Origin of the sequence: Streptomyces sp. NPDC059455, from assembly GCF_042750115.1 — a bacterium.
In the GTDB taxonomy this organism is placed as follows: domain Bacteria; phylum Actinomycetota; class Actinomycetes; order Streptomycetales; family Streptomycetaceae; genus Streptomyces; species Streptomyces endocoffeicus.
Window position 1 is genome coordinate 1 of the sequence record NZ_JBHYVB010000205.1, and the last position, 20128, is coordinate 20128.

Annotated in this window: 14 protein-coding genes and 1 pseudogene; 4 read left to right on the plus strand and 11 right to left on the minus strand. The window is 72.9% G+C overall.

Annotated features, from left to right (window positions below):
- Nucleotides 1-98: 98 nt before the first annotated feature.
- The 3 genes and pseudogenes from ACFXB5_RS43850 to sucC form a co-directional block, all read right to left on the minus strand.
- Entirely contained in the window at nucleotides 99-1643 is a 1545-nt protein-coding gene (locus tag ACFXB5_RS43850) for an aldehyde dehydrogenase family protein (protein WP_385219327.1), read from the minus strand.
- A 181-nt stretch (nucleotides 1644-1824) separates the two neighbouring features.
- Complete coding sequence (sucD, locus tag ACFXB5_RS43855; RefSeq protein WP_385219329.1) at nucleotides 1825-2721, minus strand: succinate--CoA ligase subunit alpha; 897 nt, start codon at nucleotides 2719-2721, stop codon at nucleotides 1825-1827.
- 13 nt (nucleotides 2722-2734) lie between these two features.
- Nucleotides 2735-3928: pseudogene (gene sucC, locus ACFXB5_RS43860) on the minus strand (ADP-forming succinate--CoA ligase subunit beta); the annotation flags it as partial.
- A gap of 184 nt (nucleotides 3929-4112) precedes the next feature.
- Here sucC and ACFXB5_RS43865 point away from each other — a divergent pair.
- From ACFXB5_RS43865 to ACFXB5_RS43880, 4 genes are all read left to right on the plus strand, one after another.
- Nucleotides 4113-5828 (plus strand): thiamine pyrophosphate-binding protein, encoded by a 1716-nt coding sequence (locus ACFXB5_RS43865; protein WP_385219331.1) that lies wholly within the window; start codon nucleotides 4113-4115, stop codon nucleotides 5826-5828.
- Nucleotides 5829-5840: 12 nt separating this feature from the next.
- Nucleotides 5841-7088: a formyl-CoA transferase gene (gene frc, locus ACFXB5_RS43870; RefSeq protein WP_385219333.1), complete on the plus strand. Its 1248-nt coding sequence runs from the start codon at nucleotides 5841-5843 to the stop codon at nucleotides 7086-7088.
- 2 nt (nucleotides 7089-7090) lie between these two features.
- Complete coding sequence (locus ACFXB5_RS43875; RefSeq protein WP_385219335.1) at nucleotides 7091-9226, plus strand: acetate--CoA ligase family protein; 2136 nt, start codon at nucleotides 7091-7093, stop codon at nucleotides 9224-9226.
- A 227-nt stretch (nucleotides 9227-9453) separates the two neighbouring features.
- Entirely contained in the window at nucleotides 9454-10845 is a 1392-nt protein-coding gene (locus tag ACFXB5_RS43880) for an OFA family MFS transporter (RefSeq protein WP_385219337.1), read from the plus strand.
- Between the two features lie 19 nt (nucleotides 10846-10864).
- Here ACFXB5_RS43880 and ACFXB5_RS43885 read toward each other — a convergent pair whose 3' ends face one another.
- The 8 genes from ACFXB5_RS43885 to ACFXB5_RS43920 are packed head-to-tail and all read right to left on the minus strand — an operon-like array spanning nucleotide 10865 to nucleotide 19976.
- Nucleotides 10865-11911 carry a sugar phosphate isomerase/epimerase family protein gene (locus tag ACFXB5_RS43885; RefSeq protein ID WP_385219339.1) on the minus strand — a complete coding sequence of 349 codons (1047 nt, stop codon included), beginning with the start codon at nucleotides 11909-11911 and terminating at the stop codon, nucleotides 10865-10867.
- A complete protein-coding gene (locus tag ACFXB5_RS43890) occupies nucleotides 11908-13347 on the minus strand; it encodes an alkaline phosphatase family protein (RefSeq protein WP_385219341.1) in 1440 nt (479 codons plus the stop codon). Before ACFXB5_RS43890 ends, ACFXB5_RS43885 begins: the two co-directional genes overlap by 4 nt.
- Complete coding sequence (gene eboE / locus ACFXB5_RS43895) at nucleotides 13344-14522, minus strand: metabolite traffic protein EboE (protein WP_385219343.1); 1179 nt, start codon at nucleotides 14520-14522, stop codon at nucleotides 13344-13346. The genes ACFXB5_RS43890 and eboE overlap by 4 nt, the downstream gene beginning before the upstream one ends.
- Nucleotides 14523-14532: 10 nt before the next feature.
- Entirely contained in the window at nucleotides 14533-15417 is an 885-nt protein-coding gene (locus ACFXB5_RS43900) for a TatD family hydrolase (protein ID WP_385219345.1), read from the minus strand.
- Nucleotides 15417-16121, minus strand: a complete 705-nt coding sequence (locus tag ACFXB5_RS43905; protein ID WP_385219347.1) for an EboA domain-containing protein — start codon at nucleotides 16119-16121, stop codon at nucleotides 15417-15419. The genes ACFXB5_RS43900 and ACFXB5_RS43905 overlap by 1 nt, the downstream gene beginning before the upstream one ends.
- The gene (locus tag ACFXB5_RS43910; RefSeq protein WP_385219349.1) at nucleotides 16115-17017 is read right to left on the minus strand and encodes a sugar phosphate isomerase/epimerase family protein; all 903 of its coding nucleotides are present in this window, start codon (nucleotides 17015-17017) and stop codon (nucleotides 16115-16117) included. Before ACFXB5_RS43910 ends, ACFXB5_RS43905 begins: the two co-directional genes overlap by 7 nt.
- Nucleotides 17014-18837, minus strand: a complete 1824-nt coding sequence (locus ACFXB5_RS43915; protein WP_385219350.1) for an SCO3242 family prenyltransferase — start codon at nucleotides 18835-18837, stop codon at nucleotides 17014-17016. The genes ACFXB5_RS43910 and ACFXB5_RS43915 overlap by 4 nt, the downstream gene beginning before the upstream one ends.
- The gene (locus tag ACFXB5_RS43920; RefSeq protein ID WP_385219352.1) at nucleotides 18834-19976 is read right to left on the minus strand and encodes an inositol-3-phosphate synthase; all 1143 of its coding nucleotides are present in this window, start codon (nucleotides 19974-19976) and stop codon (nucleotides 18834-18836) included. Before ACFXB5_RS43920 ends, ACFXB5_RS43915 begins: the two co-directional genes overlap by 4 nt.
- Nucleotides 19977-20128 lie beyond the last annotated feature (152 nt).

Genomic DNA, 20128 nt, shown 5'->3' on the forward strand with positions numbered 1-20128 from the left:
CAACTCAACACCGTGTGGGCTGGGCGTTCCACTGCGTGTGGGGGGGCCCCCCCCCCGCCCCCCCCGGGGGGGGCGGGGGGGGCGGGCACGGAGGGTGGTCAGTCGGGCATCAGGTGGTAGTCGGGGAAGTTGCCGGGGAGGCGCTCGGGGTCCGGGCCCTCGGTGACGGCGCGGATCAGGAGGTCGCCGCCGACGAAGGCGCCGCGCCAGGAGGCGCCGAAGCCGCCGAAGAGCTCGTCGCGGTCGCCGCGGGAGCGGGGCTTGCCGTGGCCGGTCTTGAAGGCGCGGATCTGGGGGGCCAGGCGGTCGTAGGTGGCGGGGTCGTCGCAGGAGAGGGTGGCGACGAGGGCGCCGTTGCTGGCGTTCATGGCGGCGAGCAGTTCGGCCTCGGTGTCGACCAGGACGAGGGTGTCGACCGGTCCGAAGGGCTCGGCGTGGTGGAGCGGGGAGGTCGAGGGCGGGTTGAGGAGGGTGACGGGGGCCGCGTAGGCGGAGAGGTCCTGGCCGGAGAGGAAGTGGCCGTCGGCGAGGTCGCCGCGGTGGAGGGGGACGGCGCCGCGGTCGATGGCCTCGGACACCTGGTCGGCGAGCTCCTTGGCCTTGGCCGCGTTGATCAGCGGGCCGAAGTCCAGGTCGGGGAGGTTGTCGGAGGGGTTCTCCACCGCGAGGGGGTGGCCGACGCGGATGGAGCGCACCGCGGGGAGGTAGACGGAGAGGAAGGCGTCGAAGGACGAGCGCTGCACGACGAAGCGCGGATAGGCGGTGCAGCGCTGCTTGCCGTAGTCGAAGGTCTTGCGGATCAGCGGGGCGAGGGCGTCCCAGTCGGTGAAGTTCCAGATGCCCCAGGCGTTGAGGCCCTCCTGCTCGAGGATGTGGCGCTTGCCGAGGTCGGCGACGGCGGTGGCGACCCGGGCGCCGGTGTCGCGGCCGCCGACGAAGGATACGCAGCCGATCTCGGGCGAGCGGACGAGGGCCTCGGAGAGCTCGCCGCCGCTGCCGCTGAGGAGGGTGACCGGGATGCCCTCGCGGGCGGCGAGCGCGCAGGCGAGGGTGAGGCAGGACAGCCCGCCGTCGGTGGGCGTCTTGGCGATGACGGCGTTGCCGGCCAGCGCCTGGACGAGCATGGCGTGGGCGAGGACGCTCATCGGGTAGTTCCAGCTGGCGATGTTGGAGACCGGGCCGGGCAGCGGGGTGCGGCCCTCGGCCATGCGGTCGATCTCGTCGACGTACCAGCGGACGCCGTCGATGGCCCGGTCCACATCGGCCTGGGCCAGCCGCCAGGGCTTGCCGATCTCCCAGACCAGGAGCAGGGCGAGCAGTTCGCGGTGGTCGCAGAGCGCGTCCAGGGTGGCGGACACCCGCGCCCGGCGCTCGGGGAGTGCGATGTGGCGCCAGCGGCGGTGCTGGTCGAGGGAGGCGCGTACGGCCTGGTGGGCGGTGGTGGCGTCCAGTCGTGGCGGGCCCGCGATGGGGGTGCCGTCCACGGGGGTGGTGGCGGGGAGGGCCCGGCCGTCGCGGTGCCAGGTGCCGTCCCAGAGGTTGAGGACTCGGTCGTCCTGGAACGCCTCGGGGGCGACGGCCAGGCAGCGCTGCCAGGCGTCGTCCCAGGCGGTTCCGGGCTTGAGGGTGAGGGTGGGTGCCATCGGTGATCTCCGCTCTCGTTGCACAGTCGGGGCGGGATGTGGCGGTCCGTACGGCAGGGACGCCCGTACGGCATGGGTGGGTGTGCGTACGACGCCCGTGCGGCATGGGTGTGCGTACGGTGAGGAAGGTAGTGGCACGGAGCGTGACCGTGCCCCGGTCGCGGACCGGGTATGGCTCACATCACGCGAGGTTGCCGGGTGTTTCGGCCAGACGGGCCAATACCAGCCCGGCGGTCTCGGTGGGGGTCGCTCCCACGCTCACGCCCGCCGCCTCCAGCGCCGCCTTCTTGGCCGCCGCGGTGCCCGAGGAGCCGGAGACGATGGCGCCCGCGTGGCCCATCGTCCTGCCCTCGGGGGCGGTGAAGCCCGCGATGTAGCCGACGACCGGCTTGGTGACGCGGTCGGCGATGTACCGCGCGGCCCGCTCCTCGGCGTCGCCGCCGATCTCCCCGATCAGCACGATCAGGTCGGTGTCGGGGTCGGCCTCGAAGGCGGCGAGGGCGTCGATGTGGGTGGTGCCGATGACCGGGTCGCCGCCGATGCCCACGCAGGTGGAGAAGCCGATGTCGCGCAGCTCGTACATGAGTTGGTAGGTGAGGGTGCCGGACTTGGACACCAGCCCGATCCGGCCCGGCTTGGTGATGTCGGCGGGGATGATCCCGGCGTTGGACTGCCCCGGGGAGATCAGCCCGGGGCAGTTCGGGCCGATGACCCTGGTGGCGCGGGCCCGGGCGTACGCCTGGAAGGCGACCGCGTCATGGACCGGGATGCCCTCGGTGATGACGACGGCGAGCGGGATCCGGGCGTCGGCGGCCTCGGTGACGGCCGCCTTGGCGTGGGGCGGCGGGACGAAGAGGACGCTCACATCGGCGCCGGTGGTGTCCATGGCCTCGCGTACGCAGCCGAAGACGGGGACCGTACGGCCGTCGATGTCGACCCGGGTCCCGGCCTTGCGCGGATTGACGCCGCCGACGACATCGGCGCCCGCGGCGAGCATCCGCCGGGTGTGCTTCATTCCTTCCGCGCCGGTCATGCCCTGGACGATGACCTTGCTGTCCTTGGTGAGGAAGATGGCCATGCGAGGAGCCCCCTTATGCGGCGGTCGTGTCGGACGCGGCGGTCGTGTCGGACGCGGCGGATGGGTCGGGCGCGGCGGACGCGGCGAGTTCGGCGGCGCGCGCGGCGGCGCCGTCCATGGTGTCGGCCTGGTGGACGAGTGGATGAGCCAATTGGCCAAGGATGGCCCGGCCACGTGCGGCGTTGTTGCCGTCGAGCCGGACCACGAGCGGTTTGGTGAGGGTCACGGTGTCCAGGGCGCGCACGATGCCGTCGGCCACCGCGTCACAGGCGGTGATGCCGCCGAAGACGTTGACCAGGACGGAGCGCACATCCGGGTCGTCGAGGACGAGGGAGAGACCGTCGGCCATCACCTGGGCGGAGGCGCCGCCGCCGATGTCGAGGAAGTCGGCGGGGCGGGCGCCGCAGCCCGCGACGACGTCCAGCGTGGACATCACCAGGCCGGCGCCGTTGCCGATGACGCCCACCTGGCCGTCCAGCTTCACATAGCCGAGCCCGGCGGCCGCGGCCCGGACCTCCAGCGGGTCCCGGGCGCGGTCCTCGGCGGCGTCCCATGACGGCTGCCGGAAGCGGGCATTGTCGTCCAGGGTGACCTTTCCGTCCAGGGCCACGATCGCGCCGTCGCGGGTCACCACCAGCGGGTTGACCTCGACGAGGAGGGCGTCGTGCGCGGTCAGGACGGTCCACAGCCGGCGGATGGTCTCGGTCGTCTCGCGCGGCAGTCCCCCGGCGACGGCGATCTCGGCGGCCTTCGCCTCGGTCACCCCCTCGGCCGGGTCGACGGCGATCCGGGCCACCGCCTCGGGGCGGCGCGCCGCGACCTCCTCGATCTCCATACCGCCCTCGGCGGAGGCGATGGCGAGGAAGCGGCCCGCGGCCCGGTCCAGGGTGAAGCCGAGGTACATCTCCCGCGCCACCTCGACGGGTTCGGCGACCATCACCCGGTGGACGGTGTGGCCCTTGATGTCCATGCCGAGGATCCGGCGTGCGGTCAGTTCGGCCGCGGCCGGGTCGTCGGCGAGCTTCACCCCGCCCGCCTTGCCCCGGCCTCCGGTCTTCACCTGGGCCTTGATGACGACGCGTCCGCCGAGCCGTTCGGCGGCCGCGCGGGCGGCTTCGGCCGTGTCCACGACCTCCGCTCTGGGCACCAAGACACCGTTGTCATGAAGGAGTTCCCGTGCCTGATGTTCGTACAGGTCCATTGCCGACTCCCTGTTGGCCCGTCAACAGCGCTTGATCCAGCGCTGGTTCGAACGAGTGGCGCACGCCCCCTGGACATCGCTCGGCCGATGGTGGGATAACAAAGTTCATACAGGATAACGTCGACTGTATGCAATCCACGCAAGACATCCGCGAGGCCGCACCAACCCCTACGAAGGGACGCGATTCGCCATGCCCGACGACAGTCAGGACCTCATCTCCGGCGGGCACTTGGTCGCCAAAGCACTCAAGGCAGAAGGTGTCGAGGTCATCTACACCCTCTGCGGCGGCCACATCATCGACATCTACGACGGCTGCGTCGACGAGGGCATCGACGTCATCGATGTGCGCCACGAACAGGTCGCCGCCCACGCCGCCGACGGCTACGCCCGGATCACCGGCAAGCCCGGCTGCGCCGTCGTCACCGCCGGCCCCGGCACCACCGACGCGGTCACCGGCGTCGCCAACGCCTTCCGCGCCGAGTCACCCATGCTGCTCATCGGCGGCCAGGGCGCCCACAACCAGCACAAGATGGGCTCCCTGCAAGACCTTCCCCATGTGGACATGATGGCGCCGATCACCAAGTTCGCCGCCACCGTCCCGGACACCGCCCGCGCCGCCGACATGGTCTCCATGGCCTTCCGCGAGTGCTTCCACGGCGCCCCCGGCCCCTCCTTCCTGGAGATCCCGCGCGATGTGCTGGACGCCAAGGTGCCGGTGGACAGGGCGCGTGTCCCCCAGGCCGGGCAGTACCGCGCCTCCACCCGCAACGCCGGCGACCCCGAGTCCGTCCAGAAGCTGGCCGATCTGCTGGTCCAGGCCGAGAAGCCGGCGATCCTGCTGGGCAGTCAGGTGTGGACCACCCGGGCCACCGGCGCGGCCACCGAGCTGGTGCGCACCCTCAATGTGCCCGCGTACATGAACGGCGCGGGGCGCGGCACCCTGCCACCCGGCGATCCGCACCACTTCCAGCTCTCCCGCCGCTACGCCTTCGCAGGCGCCGACCTCATCGTCATCGTCGGCACGCCCTTCGACTTCCGGATGGGCTACGGCAAGCGGCTCTCCCCCGACGCCACCGTGGTCCAGATCGACCTCGACTACCGCACGGTCGGCAAGAACCGGGACATCGACCTCGGCATCGTGGGCGACGCCGGGCTGATCCTCTCCGCCGTCACCCAGGCCGCCTCGGGCCAAGGGGGGTTTGGGGGGATCCCCCCCACAAGGCACAGTAACGGGGGAGCGGGCAAGCGCAAGGAGTGGCTGGACGAGCTGCGCGCCGCCGAGCAGGTGGCGATCGAGAAGCGGCTGCCCAACCTCCGGTCCGACGCCTCCCCCATCCACCCCTACCGCCTGGTCAGCGAGATCAACGACTTCCTCACCGAGGACTCGATCTACATCGGCGACGGCGGCGACATCGTCACCTTCTCCGGCCAGGTGGTCCAGCCCAAGTCGCCGGGCCACTGGATGGACCCGGGGCCGCTGGGGACGCTCGGCGTCGGGGTGCCGTTCGTGATGGCCGCCAAGCAGGCCCGCCCCGACAAGGAGGTGGTGGCGCTCTTCGGCGACGGCGCGTTCTCCCTGACCGGCTGGGACTTCGAGACGCTGGTCCGCTTCGACCTGCCGTTCGTCGGCATCGTCGGCAACAACTCCTCGATGAACCAGATCCGTTACGGCCAGAAGGCCAAGTACGGCGAGGAGCGCGAGCGGGTCGGCAACACCCTCGGCGATGTGCCCTACGACCAGTTCGCGCGGATGCTCGGCGGCCATGGCGAGGAGGTCCGTGACCCGGCGGACATCGGCCCGGCGCTGCGCCGCGCCCGGGAGTCCGGCAAGCCGTCGCTGATCAACGTCTGGGTGGACCCGGACGCGTACGCCCCCGGAACCATGAACCAGACCATGTACAAGTAGGGAGGCGCCACCATGTCCCAGGCTCTCGAGGCCAATCAGGCTCTGTCGGGCGTCCGCGTCCTCGACATGACGCATGTGCAGTCCGGTCCCTCCGCCACTCAGCTGCTCGCCTGGCTCGGCGCGGATGTGATCAAGCTGGAGAACGTCACCGGCGACATCACCCGCAAGCAGCTGCGCGACCTCCCGGACGTGGACTCGCTCTACTTCACGATGCTCAACTGCAACAAGCGGAGCATCACGCTGAACACCAAGACCGAGCGCGGCAAGGAGCTGCTGACCGAGCTGATCCGCCGCAGCGACGTCCTGGTGGAGAACTTCGGTCCGGGCGCGGTGGACCGCATGGGGTTCTCCTGGGAGCGCATCCAGGAGATCAACCCCCGGCTGGTCTACGCCTCGATCAAGGGGTTCGGCGACGGCCCGTACACCAAGTTCAAGGCGTACGAGGTGGTCGCGCAGGCCATGGGCGGCTCGATGTCCACGACCGGCTTCGAGGACGGTCCGCCGCTGGCCACCGGCGCCCAGATCGGCGACTCCGGCACCGGGGTGCACTGTGTGGCGGGCATTCTCGCCGCGCTCTACCAGCGCACCCACACCGGGCGCGGCCAGCGGGTCAATGTGGCGATGCAGCACGCGGTGCTCAATCTGTGCCGGGTGAAGCTGCGCGACCAGCAGCGGCTGACGCACGGGCCGCTGGCGGAGTACCCGAACGAGGACTTCGGCGACGAGGTGCCGCGCAGTGGCAACGCCAGCGGCGGCGGCCAGCCCGGCTGGGCGGTCAAGTGCGCGCCCGGCGGCCCCAACGACTACGTCTACGTCATCGTGCAGCCGGTCGGCTGGGAGCCGATCACCCGGCTGATCGGCCGCCCCGAGCTGGCCGAGGACCCGGAGTGGGCCGCCCCCGAGGCGCGGCTGCCGAAGCTGGCCAAGATGTTCCAGCTGATCGAGGAGTGGTCCAGCACACTGCCGAAGTGGGAGGTGCTGGAGCAGCTCACGGCGCACAACATCCCGTGCGGGCCGATCCTGTCCACCAAGGAGATCGTCGAGGACGCGTCGCTCGCGGCCAACGAGATGATCGTCGAGGTCGACCACCCGGAGCGCGGCGCCTTCACCACGGTCGGCTCCCCGCTGAAGCTCTCCGACTCCCCGGTCCGGGTCGAGCGCTCCCCGCTGCTGGGTGAGCACAACGAAGAGGTGTACGTCGGGGAGCTGGGGCTCGGCGACGAGGAAGTGCGGCTGCTCAAGACGAACGGAGTGATCTGACGGTGACGTATGACAACGATGCCGTGCGGGCGGTGCTGGACGCCGCCCGCGCCGAGGGGCGCACGGCGCTGACCGCCCCCGAGGGGAAACGGATCACCGACGCGTACGGTATCCCGACCCCGGCCGAGGGGCTGGCGGAGACCGCGGACGAGGCGGTGGCGCTCGCCGACCGGATCGGCTTCCCCGTCGTCCTCAAGATCGTGTCCCCGGACATCCTGCACAAGACCGACGCGGGCGGGGTCCGGGTGGGGCTGGCGTCCTGCGCCGAGGTGCGGAGCGCGTTCACCACGATCGTCGACAACGCCCGTGGCTATGACGCGAAGGCCCGGATCCAGGGCGTCCAGGTGCAGCAGATGGTCCCGGACGGCGGGCAGGAGGTCATCGTCGGCGCCGTCACCGATCCCACCTTCGGGAAGGTGGTGGCGTTCGGGCTCGGCGGGGTGCTGGTGGAGGTGTTGAAGGACATCACCTTCCGGCTGGCCCCGGCGACCGAGGACGAGGCGCTGTCGATGCTGGACGGGATCCGCGCCGCCGAGGTGCTGCGCGGGGTGCGCGGTGGCGAGGCGGTGGACCGCGCGGCGCTCGCCGATCTGATCGTGCGGGTCTCCCGGCTGGTGGCGGACTTCCCCGAGATCACCGAGGTCGATCTCAACCCGGTGTTCGCCACCGCGAGCGGGGTGCTCGCCGCCGATGTGCGGCTGCTGATCGGGGACCCGGCCCCGCGGACGCGCCGCCGCTACTCGCGCGAGGAGATCCTGGGCTCGATGCGCCGGCTGATGCAGCCGCGCTCGGTGGCGGTGGTGGGCGCCTCCAACGAGCAGGGCAAGATCGGCAATTCGGTGATGCGCAACCTCATCGACGGCGGCTTCCCCGGCGAGATCCACCCGGTGAACCCCAAGGCCGACGACATCCTGGGCCGCAAGGCGTACAAGACCGTCACGGACGTCCCCGGCGAGGTGGATGTGGCGGTCTTCGCGATCCCCGCGAAGTTCGTGCCCGCCGCGCTGGAGGAGGTCGGCCGCAAGGGCATCCCGAACGCGGTGCTGATCCCGTCCGGCTTCGCCGAGACCGGTGAACACGAGCTCCAGGACCGGATCGTGGCCATCGCCGAGGAGCACGGGGTGCGGCTGCTGGGGCCCAACATCTACGGCTACTACTCCACCTGGCAGGACCTGTGCGCCACCTTCTGCACCCCGTACGACGTCAAGGGGCCGGTGGCGCTCACCTCGCAGTCCGGTGGCATCGGGATGGCCATCCTGGGCTTCGCCCGGACGACCAAGACCGGGGTCTCGGCCATCGTCGGCCTCGGCAACAAGTCGGACCTGGACGAGGACGACCTGCTCACCTGGTTCGGTGAGGACGACCGCACCCAGTGCATCGCGATGCACCTGGAGGACCTCAAGGACGGCCGGGCGTTCGTGGAGGCGGCGCGGGCCACGGTGCCCCGCAAGCCGGTGGTGGTCCTCAAGGCGGGCCGTACGGCCGCGGGTGCCAAGGCGGCCGGGTCCCACACCGGCGCGCTGGCCGGGGACGACGCGGTCTACGACGACATCCTGCGGCAGGCCGGGGTGATCCGGGCGCCGGGCCTCAACGAGATGCTGGAGTACGCGCGGGCGCTGCCCGTGCTGCCCGCACCCCAGGGTGACAACGTCGTCATCATCACCGGCGCCGGGGGCTCGGGCGTGCTGCTGTCGGACGCGATCGTCGACAACGGGCTGTCCCTGATGGAGATCCCCGAGGACCTGGACGCCGCCTTCCGCCGCTTCATCCCGCCGTTCGGCGCGGCCGGGAACCCGGTGGACATCACCGGCGGCGAACCGCCGTCCACCTACGAGGCGACCATCCGGCTGGGCCTGGAGGATCCGCGGATCCACGCCCTGGTGCTGGGCTACTGGCACACCATCGTCACCCCGCCGATGGTGTTCGCCGAGCTGACCGCGCGGGTCGTCGAGGAGTTCCGCGCCCGGGGCATCGCCAAACCGGTGGTGGCCTCGCTCGCGGGCGACACCGAGGTCGAGGAGGCGTGCGCGTACCTCTTCGAGCGCGGGGTCGTGGCCTATCCGTACACCACCGAGAAGCCGGTGGCCGTCCTGGGTGCCAAGTACCGGTGGGCCAGGTCGGCGGGGTTGCTCACCTAAGCGCTCCGCTGGAAGTGCCCCGACCTGCCGTCGATCGTCTGCGGCACCGTCGTGGCCGGTCGCGCCCGCGTGGCGGAGCCGCACATCGACACGGCCCCGCGCCCCTTCGGGGCGCCACCGAACCGCGGCCGACTTCCACCGATCCGCATAGCAACCCGCGTTTCCCGGAGCACGAAGAGTTTGGACAGGGGGCGCTGGCCGGGTTCCTTCGAAGCCAAGGGGACGACATGAGCACAGCAGAACAGCCGGAAGGGGTCCTCCCCTTCCGTGAAGTGCAGGACAGCAAGGGGCGTACGTACCGCATCGGCGAGACCGACCGCGACATCCTGGGCCACAGCCGGAAGCTGATGGTCTATCTGCCGTGGATCGCGATGATGGCCATCAGCGTGTCCGAGTACGCGTACGGCTCGGCGGAGGACACCCTCTCGGAGGCGCACGGCTGGACCCAGAGCAACACCTTCTGGATCCTCAGCGTCTGGGTGTTCTTCCAGGCGGGTATCGCCTTCCCGGCCGGATGGCTGCGGGAGAAGGGGATCCTGACCGCCCGCAAGGCGATGTTCCTGGGGTCGGGGCTCTGTCTGATCGGGTTCCTGGCCCTCTCCCACCTCGACAACGTCTTCGCGGCGATCGTCGGCTTCGGTGTCATCGGGGGTCTCGGCTCCGGGTTCGTCTACGCCACCTGCATCAACATGGTGGGCAAGTGGTTCCCGGAGCGGCGCGGGGCGAAGACGGGGTTCGTCAACGGTGGGTTCGCCTACGGCGCGCTGCCGTTCATCTTCATCTTCAACTACTGGTTCGACACCGGGAACTTCGACGAGGTCCTGGACCTCATCGGGGTCTATGTGCTGATCGTCGTGGCGATCTGCGCCTGGTTCTTCAAGGACCCGCCGAAGAACTGGTGGCCCGCCGACATCGACCCGCTGAGCTACGCCGGCAACGCCAAGAGCGCGGCGAGCCTGGCGAAGAACCCGCCGGCGGTGCGGCAGTACACGCCCAAGGAGGCCATCAAGTCCGGGATGCTTCCGCTGATGTGGGTGTCCCTGGTGCTCACCGCGGGAGTGTCCATCTTCGGGATCTCCTTCCAGGTCGACTACGCCAAGGAGGTGGGCTTCGGCCCGCTGGTGGCGGCCTCGTCCATGGGCATCATGTCCGTCGTCAACGGTGTCGGACGCGGGGTGGTCGGCTGGCTCTCGGACCTGTGGGGGCGGAAGACGACGCTGGTCTTCGTCATCGTGGTGCTGGGCCTCGCCCAGTTCGGGGTGATCTGGGCCGGCGACATCCACAACGAGGTGCTGTTCCTCTTCTTCGCCTTCCTCTCCGGGTTCGGCGGCGGCGCCTTCTACCCGATGTTCGCGGCGCTGACCCCGGACTACTTCGGGGAGAACTACAACGCCACCAACTACGGCCTGGTGTACAGCGGAAAGCTGGTCAGCGGGCTGTTCGGCGGCGGCCTCGGCTCGATGGTGGTCGACTCCTGGGGCTACGACGGCGCGTACGCGCTCGCCGGCGGCATCTCCATGCTGGCGGCCGCGGTGGCCCTGTTGCTGCGGCAGCCCGGCCGGCCGCGGATCCGGGGCATCGCCCCGAACCCGCAGCCGATCAGCCGCGAGGTCGTCTAGCTCCGCGGGGGGCCCTCGCTCAGCCCCGTCCGCCGCAACGCAACGACCGCAGATAGCGGGCGGAGCGGCGGGCGGTGGTGAGCGAATCGGCGGGCTGGTCGTGCTCCACCATCCAGTGGTGGTCACGCCGCCCGCCATGGGTCTTGCCGACCGCGCTCAGGAAGCGGCGGTAGTCGATGTCACCGTCCCCGACGTCCACCATCCGGTAGCCGTCGGGGACGGTTTCGTCGTGCTCCCCGTCCTTGACGTGGAAGAGCGGATAGCGGTGCGGGGCCCGCAGGACGTAAGCCAGCGGCTCGAAGGGCGCCGGGGAGCCGTCGGCCTTCTTGCCGAACCGGTACTGGGCCACATACGCCCAGTAGATGTCCATCTCCAGATGGACCAGCTCGGGGTCGGTCTCGGCGAGCAGCACATCGTAGAGGCGGACGTCCGGCCGGTCGGTGGCGAAGGAGAACTCCTCGGCGTGGTTGTGCTGGTAGAACTTCATCCCGCGCGCCTTGGCCGCCGCGCCGTAGGTGTTGAACTCCTCCGCGCAGCGCTTCCAGCCGTCGACCGTGGAGCCGTAGCGCCAGGGCCCGGAGGCGGTGCCCACATGCGGCAGGCCGAGCGCCTCGGCGTCGTCGAGCACCTTGGTGAGGTTGGTGGCGAAGGTGTACGCCTTCGGGTCGTCGGAGTAGTAGCCGACGTGGCTGCCGATTCCGCGCAGCCCGTTGTCCCGCATCAGCCGCTTGAGCTGCTTGAGGGTGATGTCGCCGGTGCCCTGGGTGTAGCCGGCGAACTCCACCTGGTCGTAGCCGTACCGGGCCAGTTCCTCGAAGACACCGGCGAAGCCGATGGACTGCACCTGGTCGCGGAGGGTGTAGAGCTGGATGCCGAGGTGGCCGCGGGGCACCAGCGGGCCGCCCCGGCCGTTCTGGGCCGACGCGGCGGCGGTGCCGCCCGTCTGGGCGGCCGCGGCGGTGCCGGTGCCGAGCAGACCGGCGGCCGTGGCGCCCGCGGCGACACCGAGGAATCTGCGGCGGCGGAGGGTCTCGGCGAGTTCGGGGTTGTCCTGGGCCCTCTTCACAGGGTGTCTCCTTCGGTTGCGTTCGTCAGACCGGCGAGGCGGAGGAGCAGGTTCTTGACGTCGGTGGCGGCCACCTGTCCGCTCACCACGCCGGGCTGGGAGCAGAGGAGGACGGGTCCGTCCTCCTCGCGGTCCGGGAGGCGGCCGTGGCTGCCGCGCACCGGGGACGGATCGAGCGGGACGACGGCCATGCGGTAGCGCATCCCCGTCTTCTTGCGGGCCAGCGCGGTGGCGGCCCGCACCCGCACATAGGGGTCCTTGGGGTCCATGAACAGCTCGGCCGGGTCATAGCCGGGCTTGCGGTGGATCTCCACCAGCTGTGCGAAGTCGGGGGCACGGGCGTCGTCGAGCCAGTAGTAGTACGTGAACCAGGCGTCCGGCGCGGCCACCGCGACCAGTTCCCCGGAGCGGGGATGGTCCAGGCCGTGGGCCTTCTTGCCCTCGTCGTCGAGGATTTCGGCGATACCGGGCAGACCGGCCAGGGCGGCGCGGGTGGCGTCCAGGTCCTCCGCGCGGCGCACATACACATGGGCGAGCTGGTGGTCGGCGACCGCGAAGGCGCGGGAGGCGCCGGGGTCGAGGTACTCCATGCCGTCCTGGGTGTGCACCTCCAGCAGTCCGGCCCGGCGCAGCGCCCGGTTGATGTCCACCGGCCGGGACACCCGGGTGATGCCGTACTCGGACAGCGCCACGACGGTGCGGCCACGGGCGGTGGCGTCGTCGAGCAGCGGGCCGAGGGCGGTGTCGAGCTCGGCGGCGGCGGAGTGGGCGCGGGGGTCGTCGGGGCCGTACCGCTGGAGGTCGTAGTCCAGGTGCGGAAGGTAGGTGAGCACCAGATCGGTGGGGCTGGTGCGCAGGATGTGACGGGTGGCGTCGATGATCCACTGCGAGGAGACCAGATCGGCGCCCGGCCCCCAGAAGTGGAAGAGGGGGAAGGTGCCGAGCTTCGCGGTGAGTTCGTCGTGCAGCGCGGGGGGCCGGGTGTAGCAGTCCGGCTCCTTGCGGCCGTCGGCGTAGTAGACGGGGCGCGGGGTGACGGTGATGTCGGTGTCCGAGCCCATCGCGTACCACCAGCAGATGTTGGCCACGGTGTAGCCCGGGTGGGCCCGGCGGGCGGCGTCCCACAGCTTGTCGCCGCCTACTAGGCCGTTGTGCTGCCGCCACAGCAGCACCTCGCCCATCTCGCGGAAGTACCAGCCGTTGCCGACGATGCCGTGCTCGGCGGGGGTGGTGCCGGTGAGGAACGTCGACTGGGCGGCGCAGGTGACGGCGGGCAGCACGGTGCCCAGCGCGGCGCGGGAGCCGGAGCCGGCGAGGGCCTTGAGGTGGGGCATGTGGTCCAGCAGCCGGGGGGTGAGCCCGACGACGTCGAGGACGAGGAGGGGGGTGGGGCCGGTCCGGTCGCCCCTGTCGCTCCGGTGGCTCGGGTCGCTCATGGCAGCTCCTTGAGGCCGAGGTCGGTCAGCAGGTCGCGGGCGAGGGCGAGTTCGGCGGCGATGCCGTCGGCGAGCCGGTCGCGGGTGCGGGGGCGCAGCTCGGGCGGGAGCGCCTGCCAGGTGTAGGTCTCCACTTCGAGGTGGCGGGTCAGCGGGGCGGGCCCGCCGACGAGACGGGCCAGGGCGTCGGCGAGCACCGGGAGGGTGGAGGTCAGTGGGGGCTCGGGCGGGGCGTGCAGCGGGACGTGGAAGTGGGACCGCCAGGGCGCGGTGTCCGCGAGACCGCCGGCGAGCGCCTGGTCGAGGTCGTCGGTGCCGGTGACGCCGCCCTCGGGGGCCCGGGTGCGGGTCTGGTGGAGGAAGCGGGGCTCGGCGAAGGCCGCGAGGGCCTCCCGTACGGCGGGCCGCCCCGGGTCCTCGGCGTGCAGCGCGGCGGACAGCTGCGCCTTGACGACCGGGACCCCGGCGGCGGTGAGCGCGCCTGTGGCCGTGTGCGGATCCTCGAACTGTGTCGCCAGATGACAGGTGTCCAGGCAGACGCCGATGCGGTCCAGGGGCGGGCCGCCGGGCGCGGTGAGCGCCTCGATGGCCTGCGCGGTGGTCTCGACGGTGCAGCCTGGCTCGGGCTCCAGGCCGATGCGGACGGACCGGCCGGTGAGCTCCTGGATGGCGTCGAGCCGCTGGGCGAGGGTGGTGAGGTGGCGGCGGGCGGCGCGGGCGGCGTCGGCGTCGAAGGGGGCGCGCCAGGCGAGCGGCAGGGTGGAGACGGAGCCGTCGGTGATGTCGTCCGGGAGCAGCGCGGCCAGCAGCCGGGCCAGATGGGTGGTGTGTTCCAGCCGCTCCGGATCGGTCCAGTCGGGCTTGTAGACCCGGTACTTGACCTCCTGGGCGCCGAACCCCTCGTACGGGAAGCCGTTGAGGGTGACCACCTCCAGACCGCGGGTGTCCAGCGCGGTGCGCAGCCTGCGCAGTTCGGCGGGGTCGGCGCTCAGGGTGCGGGCGGCGTCGCGGGCCAGCCACAGGCCGATGCCGAGCCGGTCGCGGCCGAGGCGGCGGCGGACCGGTTCGCAGTGCAGCCGGAGCTGCTCCACGACGCCGTCGAGGTCTTCGGCGGGGTGGACGTTGGTGCAGTAGGCGAGGTGGACGGTGGAGCCGTCGGGGTGGCGGAAGCGCATGGGGTCCTCCTCACCGTTCCGTCGGCGCTGCGGCCGGGGCGCCGCCGCGCAGGATGGAGTTGCCCTCGTGGGTGGCGGTGGCCGTGGTGTCGTCGACGTCGAGGTCCAGGTCCAGGCGGCCGCTGAGCCCGTAGAACGCCACCGGGTTGCGCCACAGCACGAGGTCGACGTCGTCCTCGGTGAACCCCTCGGCGCGCATCAGATCGCCGACCGCCCGGGTCTTGAGCGGGTCGCTCCTCCCCCAGTCGGCGGCCGAGTTGACCAGGACCTTCTCGGGCCCGTACGCGCGCAGGATCGCGACCATCCGCTCCTCGTCCATCTTGGTGTCGGGGTAGACCGAGAAGCCCAGCCAGCAGCCGCTGTCCTTGGCCTCCTTGACGGTGGTCTCGTTGAGGTGGTCGACGAGGACACGGTCCGGGGGCAACGCGGACTCCCCGACGACGTCGAGGGTGCGGCGCAGCCCGGCCAGCTTGTCGCGGTGCGGGGTGTGGACCAGGGCGGGCAGCCCGTGGTCGGTGGCGAGCCGCAGCTGGGTGGCGAGGGCGGCGTCCTCGGCGGGGGTCATCGAGTCGTAGCCGATCTCGCCCACGGCCACGACGCCGTCCTTGACGAGATAGCGCGGCAGCTCGTCCAGGACGGGGGTGCAGCGCGGGTCGTTGGCCTCCTTGGGGTTGAGCGCGAGGGTGCAGTGGTGGGCGATCCCGTGCTGGGCGGCCCGGAAGGGCTCCCAGCCGAGGAGGGAGTCGAAGTAGTCGTAGAAGCTGGCGGGCGAGGTGCGGGGCTGCCCGAGCCAGAAGGACGGCTCGACGAGGGCGCGCACCCCAGCGGCGTACATGGCCTCGTAGTCGTCGGTGGTGCGGGAGGTCATATGGATGTGGGGATCGAAGATGCGCATCAGGACTCCTCGCGGGTCAGGGCGCGGGGCGCGCCGGGCAGGGCGCGGGTCACGGCCAGTACGCGGTCGAGATCGCCGGGCACGGGACGCCCGGCGGCGGTGCGCTCCTGGGCGTAGTCGCCGAGCATGCGGCCCAGCTCGCCGTCCCCGCGCGCCCGCCGCTCCCAGTCGGCGACGGCGGAGAGGGGCACGCCCGTGAACAGGCACTTGAGCACGGCCTGCCGCCAGCTGTGCGGCGAGAGATGCCGAGCGGCGTACGGCCCGACGGCGGCGGCCACGAGCCGGGTGTCATTGGTCCGCAGGGCGTCCTCGACGAGCGGTACGGCGTCGGCCCCGGCGAAGAGCCCGAGATGCGGAAGCGCCCGCAGAACGGCCCGGCGCTCGGCGCCCGTGCCGTGCGCGTACAGCCTCTCGACGGTGGGCGCGTCCGCGTGCGCGGCGTGGAGGATGAGGATGCGGGCGGCGTCGGGGAGGTCGTGGGGGGTGTCGGGGAGTTCGTGGGGGGTGAGGTCGTCGGCGGCGGGTTGGGGGTTACGGACGTGGCGGCCCGCGGAGGCGAAGTCCAGCTCCCAGCGGGCGGGGCCGGGAGCGTCCGGGCGCGGCCCGGATTTCGCCGCGTCCGTCAGCGCGCCGTCCAGCCAGGCGCGGCCTGCCTCGTCCAGGCGCCGCTCCACGGCGGCGCGGAGCTCGGTCACGGTCAGCATCGGACGCCTCCCTCGCTCGCGGCCCGTTCGGCGTCCTTGAGGAACCGCAGGGAGGCGCGGGCCAGTTCGGGACCGGCGTGGGAGTGGCGGGGCAGCTCGACGCCGACGAGACCCCGGTACCCCGCCGCGCGCAGCGCCTCCAGCACCGGCGGGAAGTCGATCTCCCCCTCGCCGAACGGCAGATGCTCATGCACTCCGCGCCGCATGTCCTCGATCTGCACATGCCGCACCCAGGGCGCCGCCGCGCGGACGCACTCGGCGGGCGGGTCGGGTTCCAGGCACTGGCAGTGGCCGATGTCGAGGGTGAGGCCGAGGGCGGCCGGATCGCCGAGCGCCGTGCGCAGCCGGTGGAAACCGGCGAGGTCGGCGAGGAGATGCCCCGGCTCCGGCTCGATCGCGAGGGAGACGCCCACCGCCCCGGCGGCCACCACCACCGGCCCGACGGCGTCCGCCAGCCGCCGCCACGCCGTCTCCCCGGACTCACCGGGCGGCAGCACCCCGCTGAAGCAGTGCACGGCCGGGGCCCCGAGGTCCCCCGCCACCCGCACGGCCCGCAGCAGCAGATCGACCCGGGCGCCACGGGCCTCGGGGTCCGGGTCGAGCAGGGTGGGGTGATGCTTGCGCCGGGCGTCGAGCACATACCGGGCACCGGTCTCGATCGCGACACCGAGACCGAGCCGCTCGAGGTCGCGGGCGACGCGGCGGGTACGGGCGGCGAGGTCCGGGGCGAGCGGGTCGAGGTGCATATGGTCGAGGGTCAGCGAGACGCCGTCGTAGCCGAGGTCGGCGAGGAGTGCGAGGGCGTCGCTCAGGCGGAGGTCGGTCAGACCGTTGGTGCCGTAGGCGAAGCGGAGGGATTCCGGGGTGGGGCGGCCGGGGTCGCCGGTGCGGCTCATGTCGCGCTGACCTTTCTCGACAGCCGGCGGGCGACGGGCATCAGCGCGAGCAGCCCCGCGGCCGTACGGTGCGCCCCGGCGCGGGAGGCGAGCACGGCCTGAAGCGGGATCATCGCGCGGATGCCGCTGCCGACGGCACGCTGGAGGAGGTACGGGGACGGGTTGAGCGCGGCATGCGCCAACGGCCGGGCGACCGTGGCCACGTACCCGCCCGCGAGGGCGACCCCCGCGACGGCCGCGAAGCGGCTGACCGCCGCGCCGCGCGAGGGGACGCTCCGGGGCAACGCGCCCCCGGCACGGCCGCCCACGAGGGCGACCCCGGCCACGGCGGCCATGCGGCCGACCGGACGCGTACGCTCGGCCGCCGTGCCCGCCGAGGCGACGGTCGGGCGCAACCCTGCCCCGGCACGCGGCCCGCCCGCCGGACCGCCACGGCCGGTGGCGGCCGAAGTGAGCCGCCTCGCGGCACCACCGGGCCATACCCCGAGCCCGCCCGGCGGACCGCCACGCCCGGTGGCCGCCGCGACCGCCACGCGTCGGCCCGCCACGACCGTAGCGACGAGCCGCCTCGCCGGACTGCCCCGCCCTGCCCGTACGCCCTTGCCCCGCGCGAGTTCCCGGGCAATGGCGGCCGCGGCGCCCTGGACGGCGGCCGGGGCGGATGCGGTGGCCTTGGGCGACGCATCCGCCCGGACGGTGGCGGCCATGTGCCGCGCCGCCGCGCTCCGGCTCCACATGCCGGTGACCGTCCGGCCAACGGCTCCATCCCCAGAGGAGCCTCGCCCCGACGTGGACACGCCGCCCACGGCAGGGAGGCGGCCCACCTGTGCGGGGGCGCGCCGAGGGGCCCGCCGCCAACCGGGGCGGTTGCCCCGGCCCGGAGAAGCCGGCGCGGTCGCGGCCCCGGCGAGCGGCCTTGCCGGAGCACCACGTCGACGCGTGGTGGCCCGTTCCCCCGACGTGGACACACCGCCCACGGCGGCGGGGAGGCGGCCCACGGCCCCCGCGAGCCGCCTCGCCGGACCAGCACGGCGTGGCCCCGTGCGCGAGAGCCCCCTGACGAGGGCGACGATGGCACCACCGGCGGCCACGCCACCCACCGGAGCGCCGCTGGTGGCCCCGTTCACCACCGCGACCGGCGCGCCGTGGCCCATCCCAGGGCCGCGCCCCGCGGCGGGGGCCGGGCCTCTGGTCGCGGACCAGGCGATCGCCGCTCCCACCGCGAGAGCGCCGAGGGGGGCCGTCGAGGAACCGCCGACCGCCTCGCGGCGGGAGACCGTGGTCACCGCGAGGGTGTGGGCGCCCAGGAGGGCGGCCGGGCGGAGGGCGGGGCGGATGTGCCCGGCGGAGGCCGTGGCGCCGAGGAGGAGGTCCAGCGCGCGGGCGGCGGCCATGGCGGGCGGGCCCGCGGGCGTGTTCTTCAGCCCCAGGTCGTACGCCCACACCGTGCCCGCCAGGGCCGTCGCCGTGGCGAGGGCCGGGGGACCCGCGGCGGCGGCGCAGAGGAGCCCGGCGGCGGTCAGCCCGGTCGCGGCGGTCAGCGCCGCGGCGGGGGCGATACGGCCCGAAGGCAGCGGGCGGCCGGGGCGCTCCACGGCGTCGATGTCCCGGTCGGCCCAGTCGTTGAGCGCCATGCCCGCCTCGTACAGGCACAGCGAGGCGCAGACGGCGAGCGCCGTGCCCCGGTTGGGGCCGCGCCGGGCGGCGGCCGCGCCCGCCAGGGCGTCACCGGGGACGGTGAACAGGGCCGACACCCTGAGCAGTTCGGCCCAGTCGCCCCACTTTCCGAAGGGCCCCCGTTCCCCCGCGTCGCCCGTCACGACCGGCCCCGCAGCCGCCCGGCGAAGCCGATGAGCGCCGCGTACTGGTCGGCGAGGGCGGCCGGGCCGCCGTCCGGGTCCTTGAAGTAGAAGCCGAGTTCGGGGAGCGGCCCGGTGAGGCCGACCTCATGGGCGCGGGCGGTCAGCCGGGCCAGATCGAGGACGAGCGGTGCGGCGAGGGCCGAGTCGCAGCCCTGCCAGATGGTCTGCAGGACCATCCGCGAGCCGAGGAAGCCCTCGAAGGAGACGTGGTCCCAGGCGGTCTTCCAGTCGCCGAGCGCGGGCACGTTGTCGATGTGCAGCTCGCCGTCGGGGAGTTCGCCGAGGGTGTCGGAGAGGACTCGCGCCTTCCCCGCGTTCTTGGCCGCCGCGGCGCCCGGGTCGGCGAGGGCGGCGCCGTCGCCGCCGCCGAGGAGGTTCGTACCGGACCAGCTCCGTACGGCCAGCGCCCGCTGGGCGAACATCGGCGCGAGGACGGACCGCAGCAGCGTCTGCCCGGTCTTGCCGTCGCGCCCCGCGTACGGCAGCCCGGAGCGCTCGGCCCGCTCGCGCACGCGGGGGTGGTGGAGCCCGGTGGAGGGCGTGAAGTTGACGTACGGGCATCCGGCGCGCAGTGCGGCGGCCGCGTAGAGGGTGCTGGGCGGCAGCGTCCCGGCGTCCTCCGGGGCGGCTTCGGTGGAGGCGACGTTGACGACGACGGCGCGGGCGAGTTCGTGCGTACGGACGAACTCGGTGAGGTCGGCCGCGAAGGCGGCGATCAGCTCCTCCTCGCCACGGCCGTCGCCGGGCTGTGGCCCGCCCGGACGGACGGCCGCGTCGGCGGCGGCGAGTTCGCCGCGTACGGCAGCGGGCAGCCCATGCGGCAGCACCCCGTCGGCGGCCAGCGCCTCGGCCCGCTTGGGCAGTGGGGTGGCGGCGGTGTCATGGCCGCCGAAGTCGAGGTCGGCGAGCGCGGGCAGACCGCTGTCCGCGAACGCCGCGGTCTCGGTGACCATTCCGGTCGCCGGCTGCAGCCCCCCGGCGACGGCGGCACAGCCCGCCACGGCGGTGGTGGCGACGGAACCGCGAGCGCCGATGAGCCAGACCCCCGTACGGGGTGCGTCGCGGAGTGGGGTGATCTCGTCGGGACGGGTGGTCACTGGCTGCCTCCCGGGGGCTGGGCGTGGGTTGCGCAGATGGTTCGGGGTGGCGCGGATCCGAGTCGGCGGCGCCGGTTCGGTCGTGGCGCGGGGCTGTTGTGGTCGGGCGGGCGTGGCCAAGGCCGCCCCGCGCCCGGGAGTCGGGGCCGGGG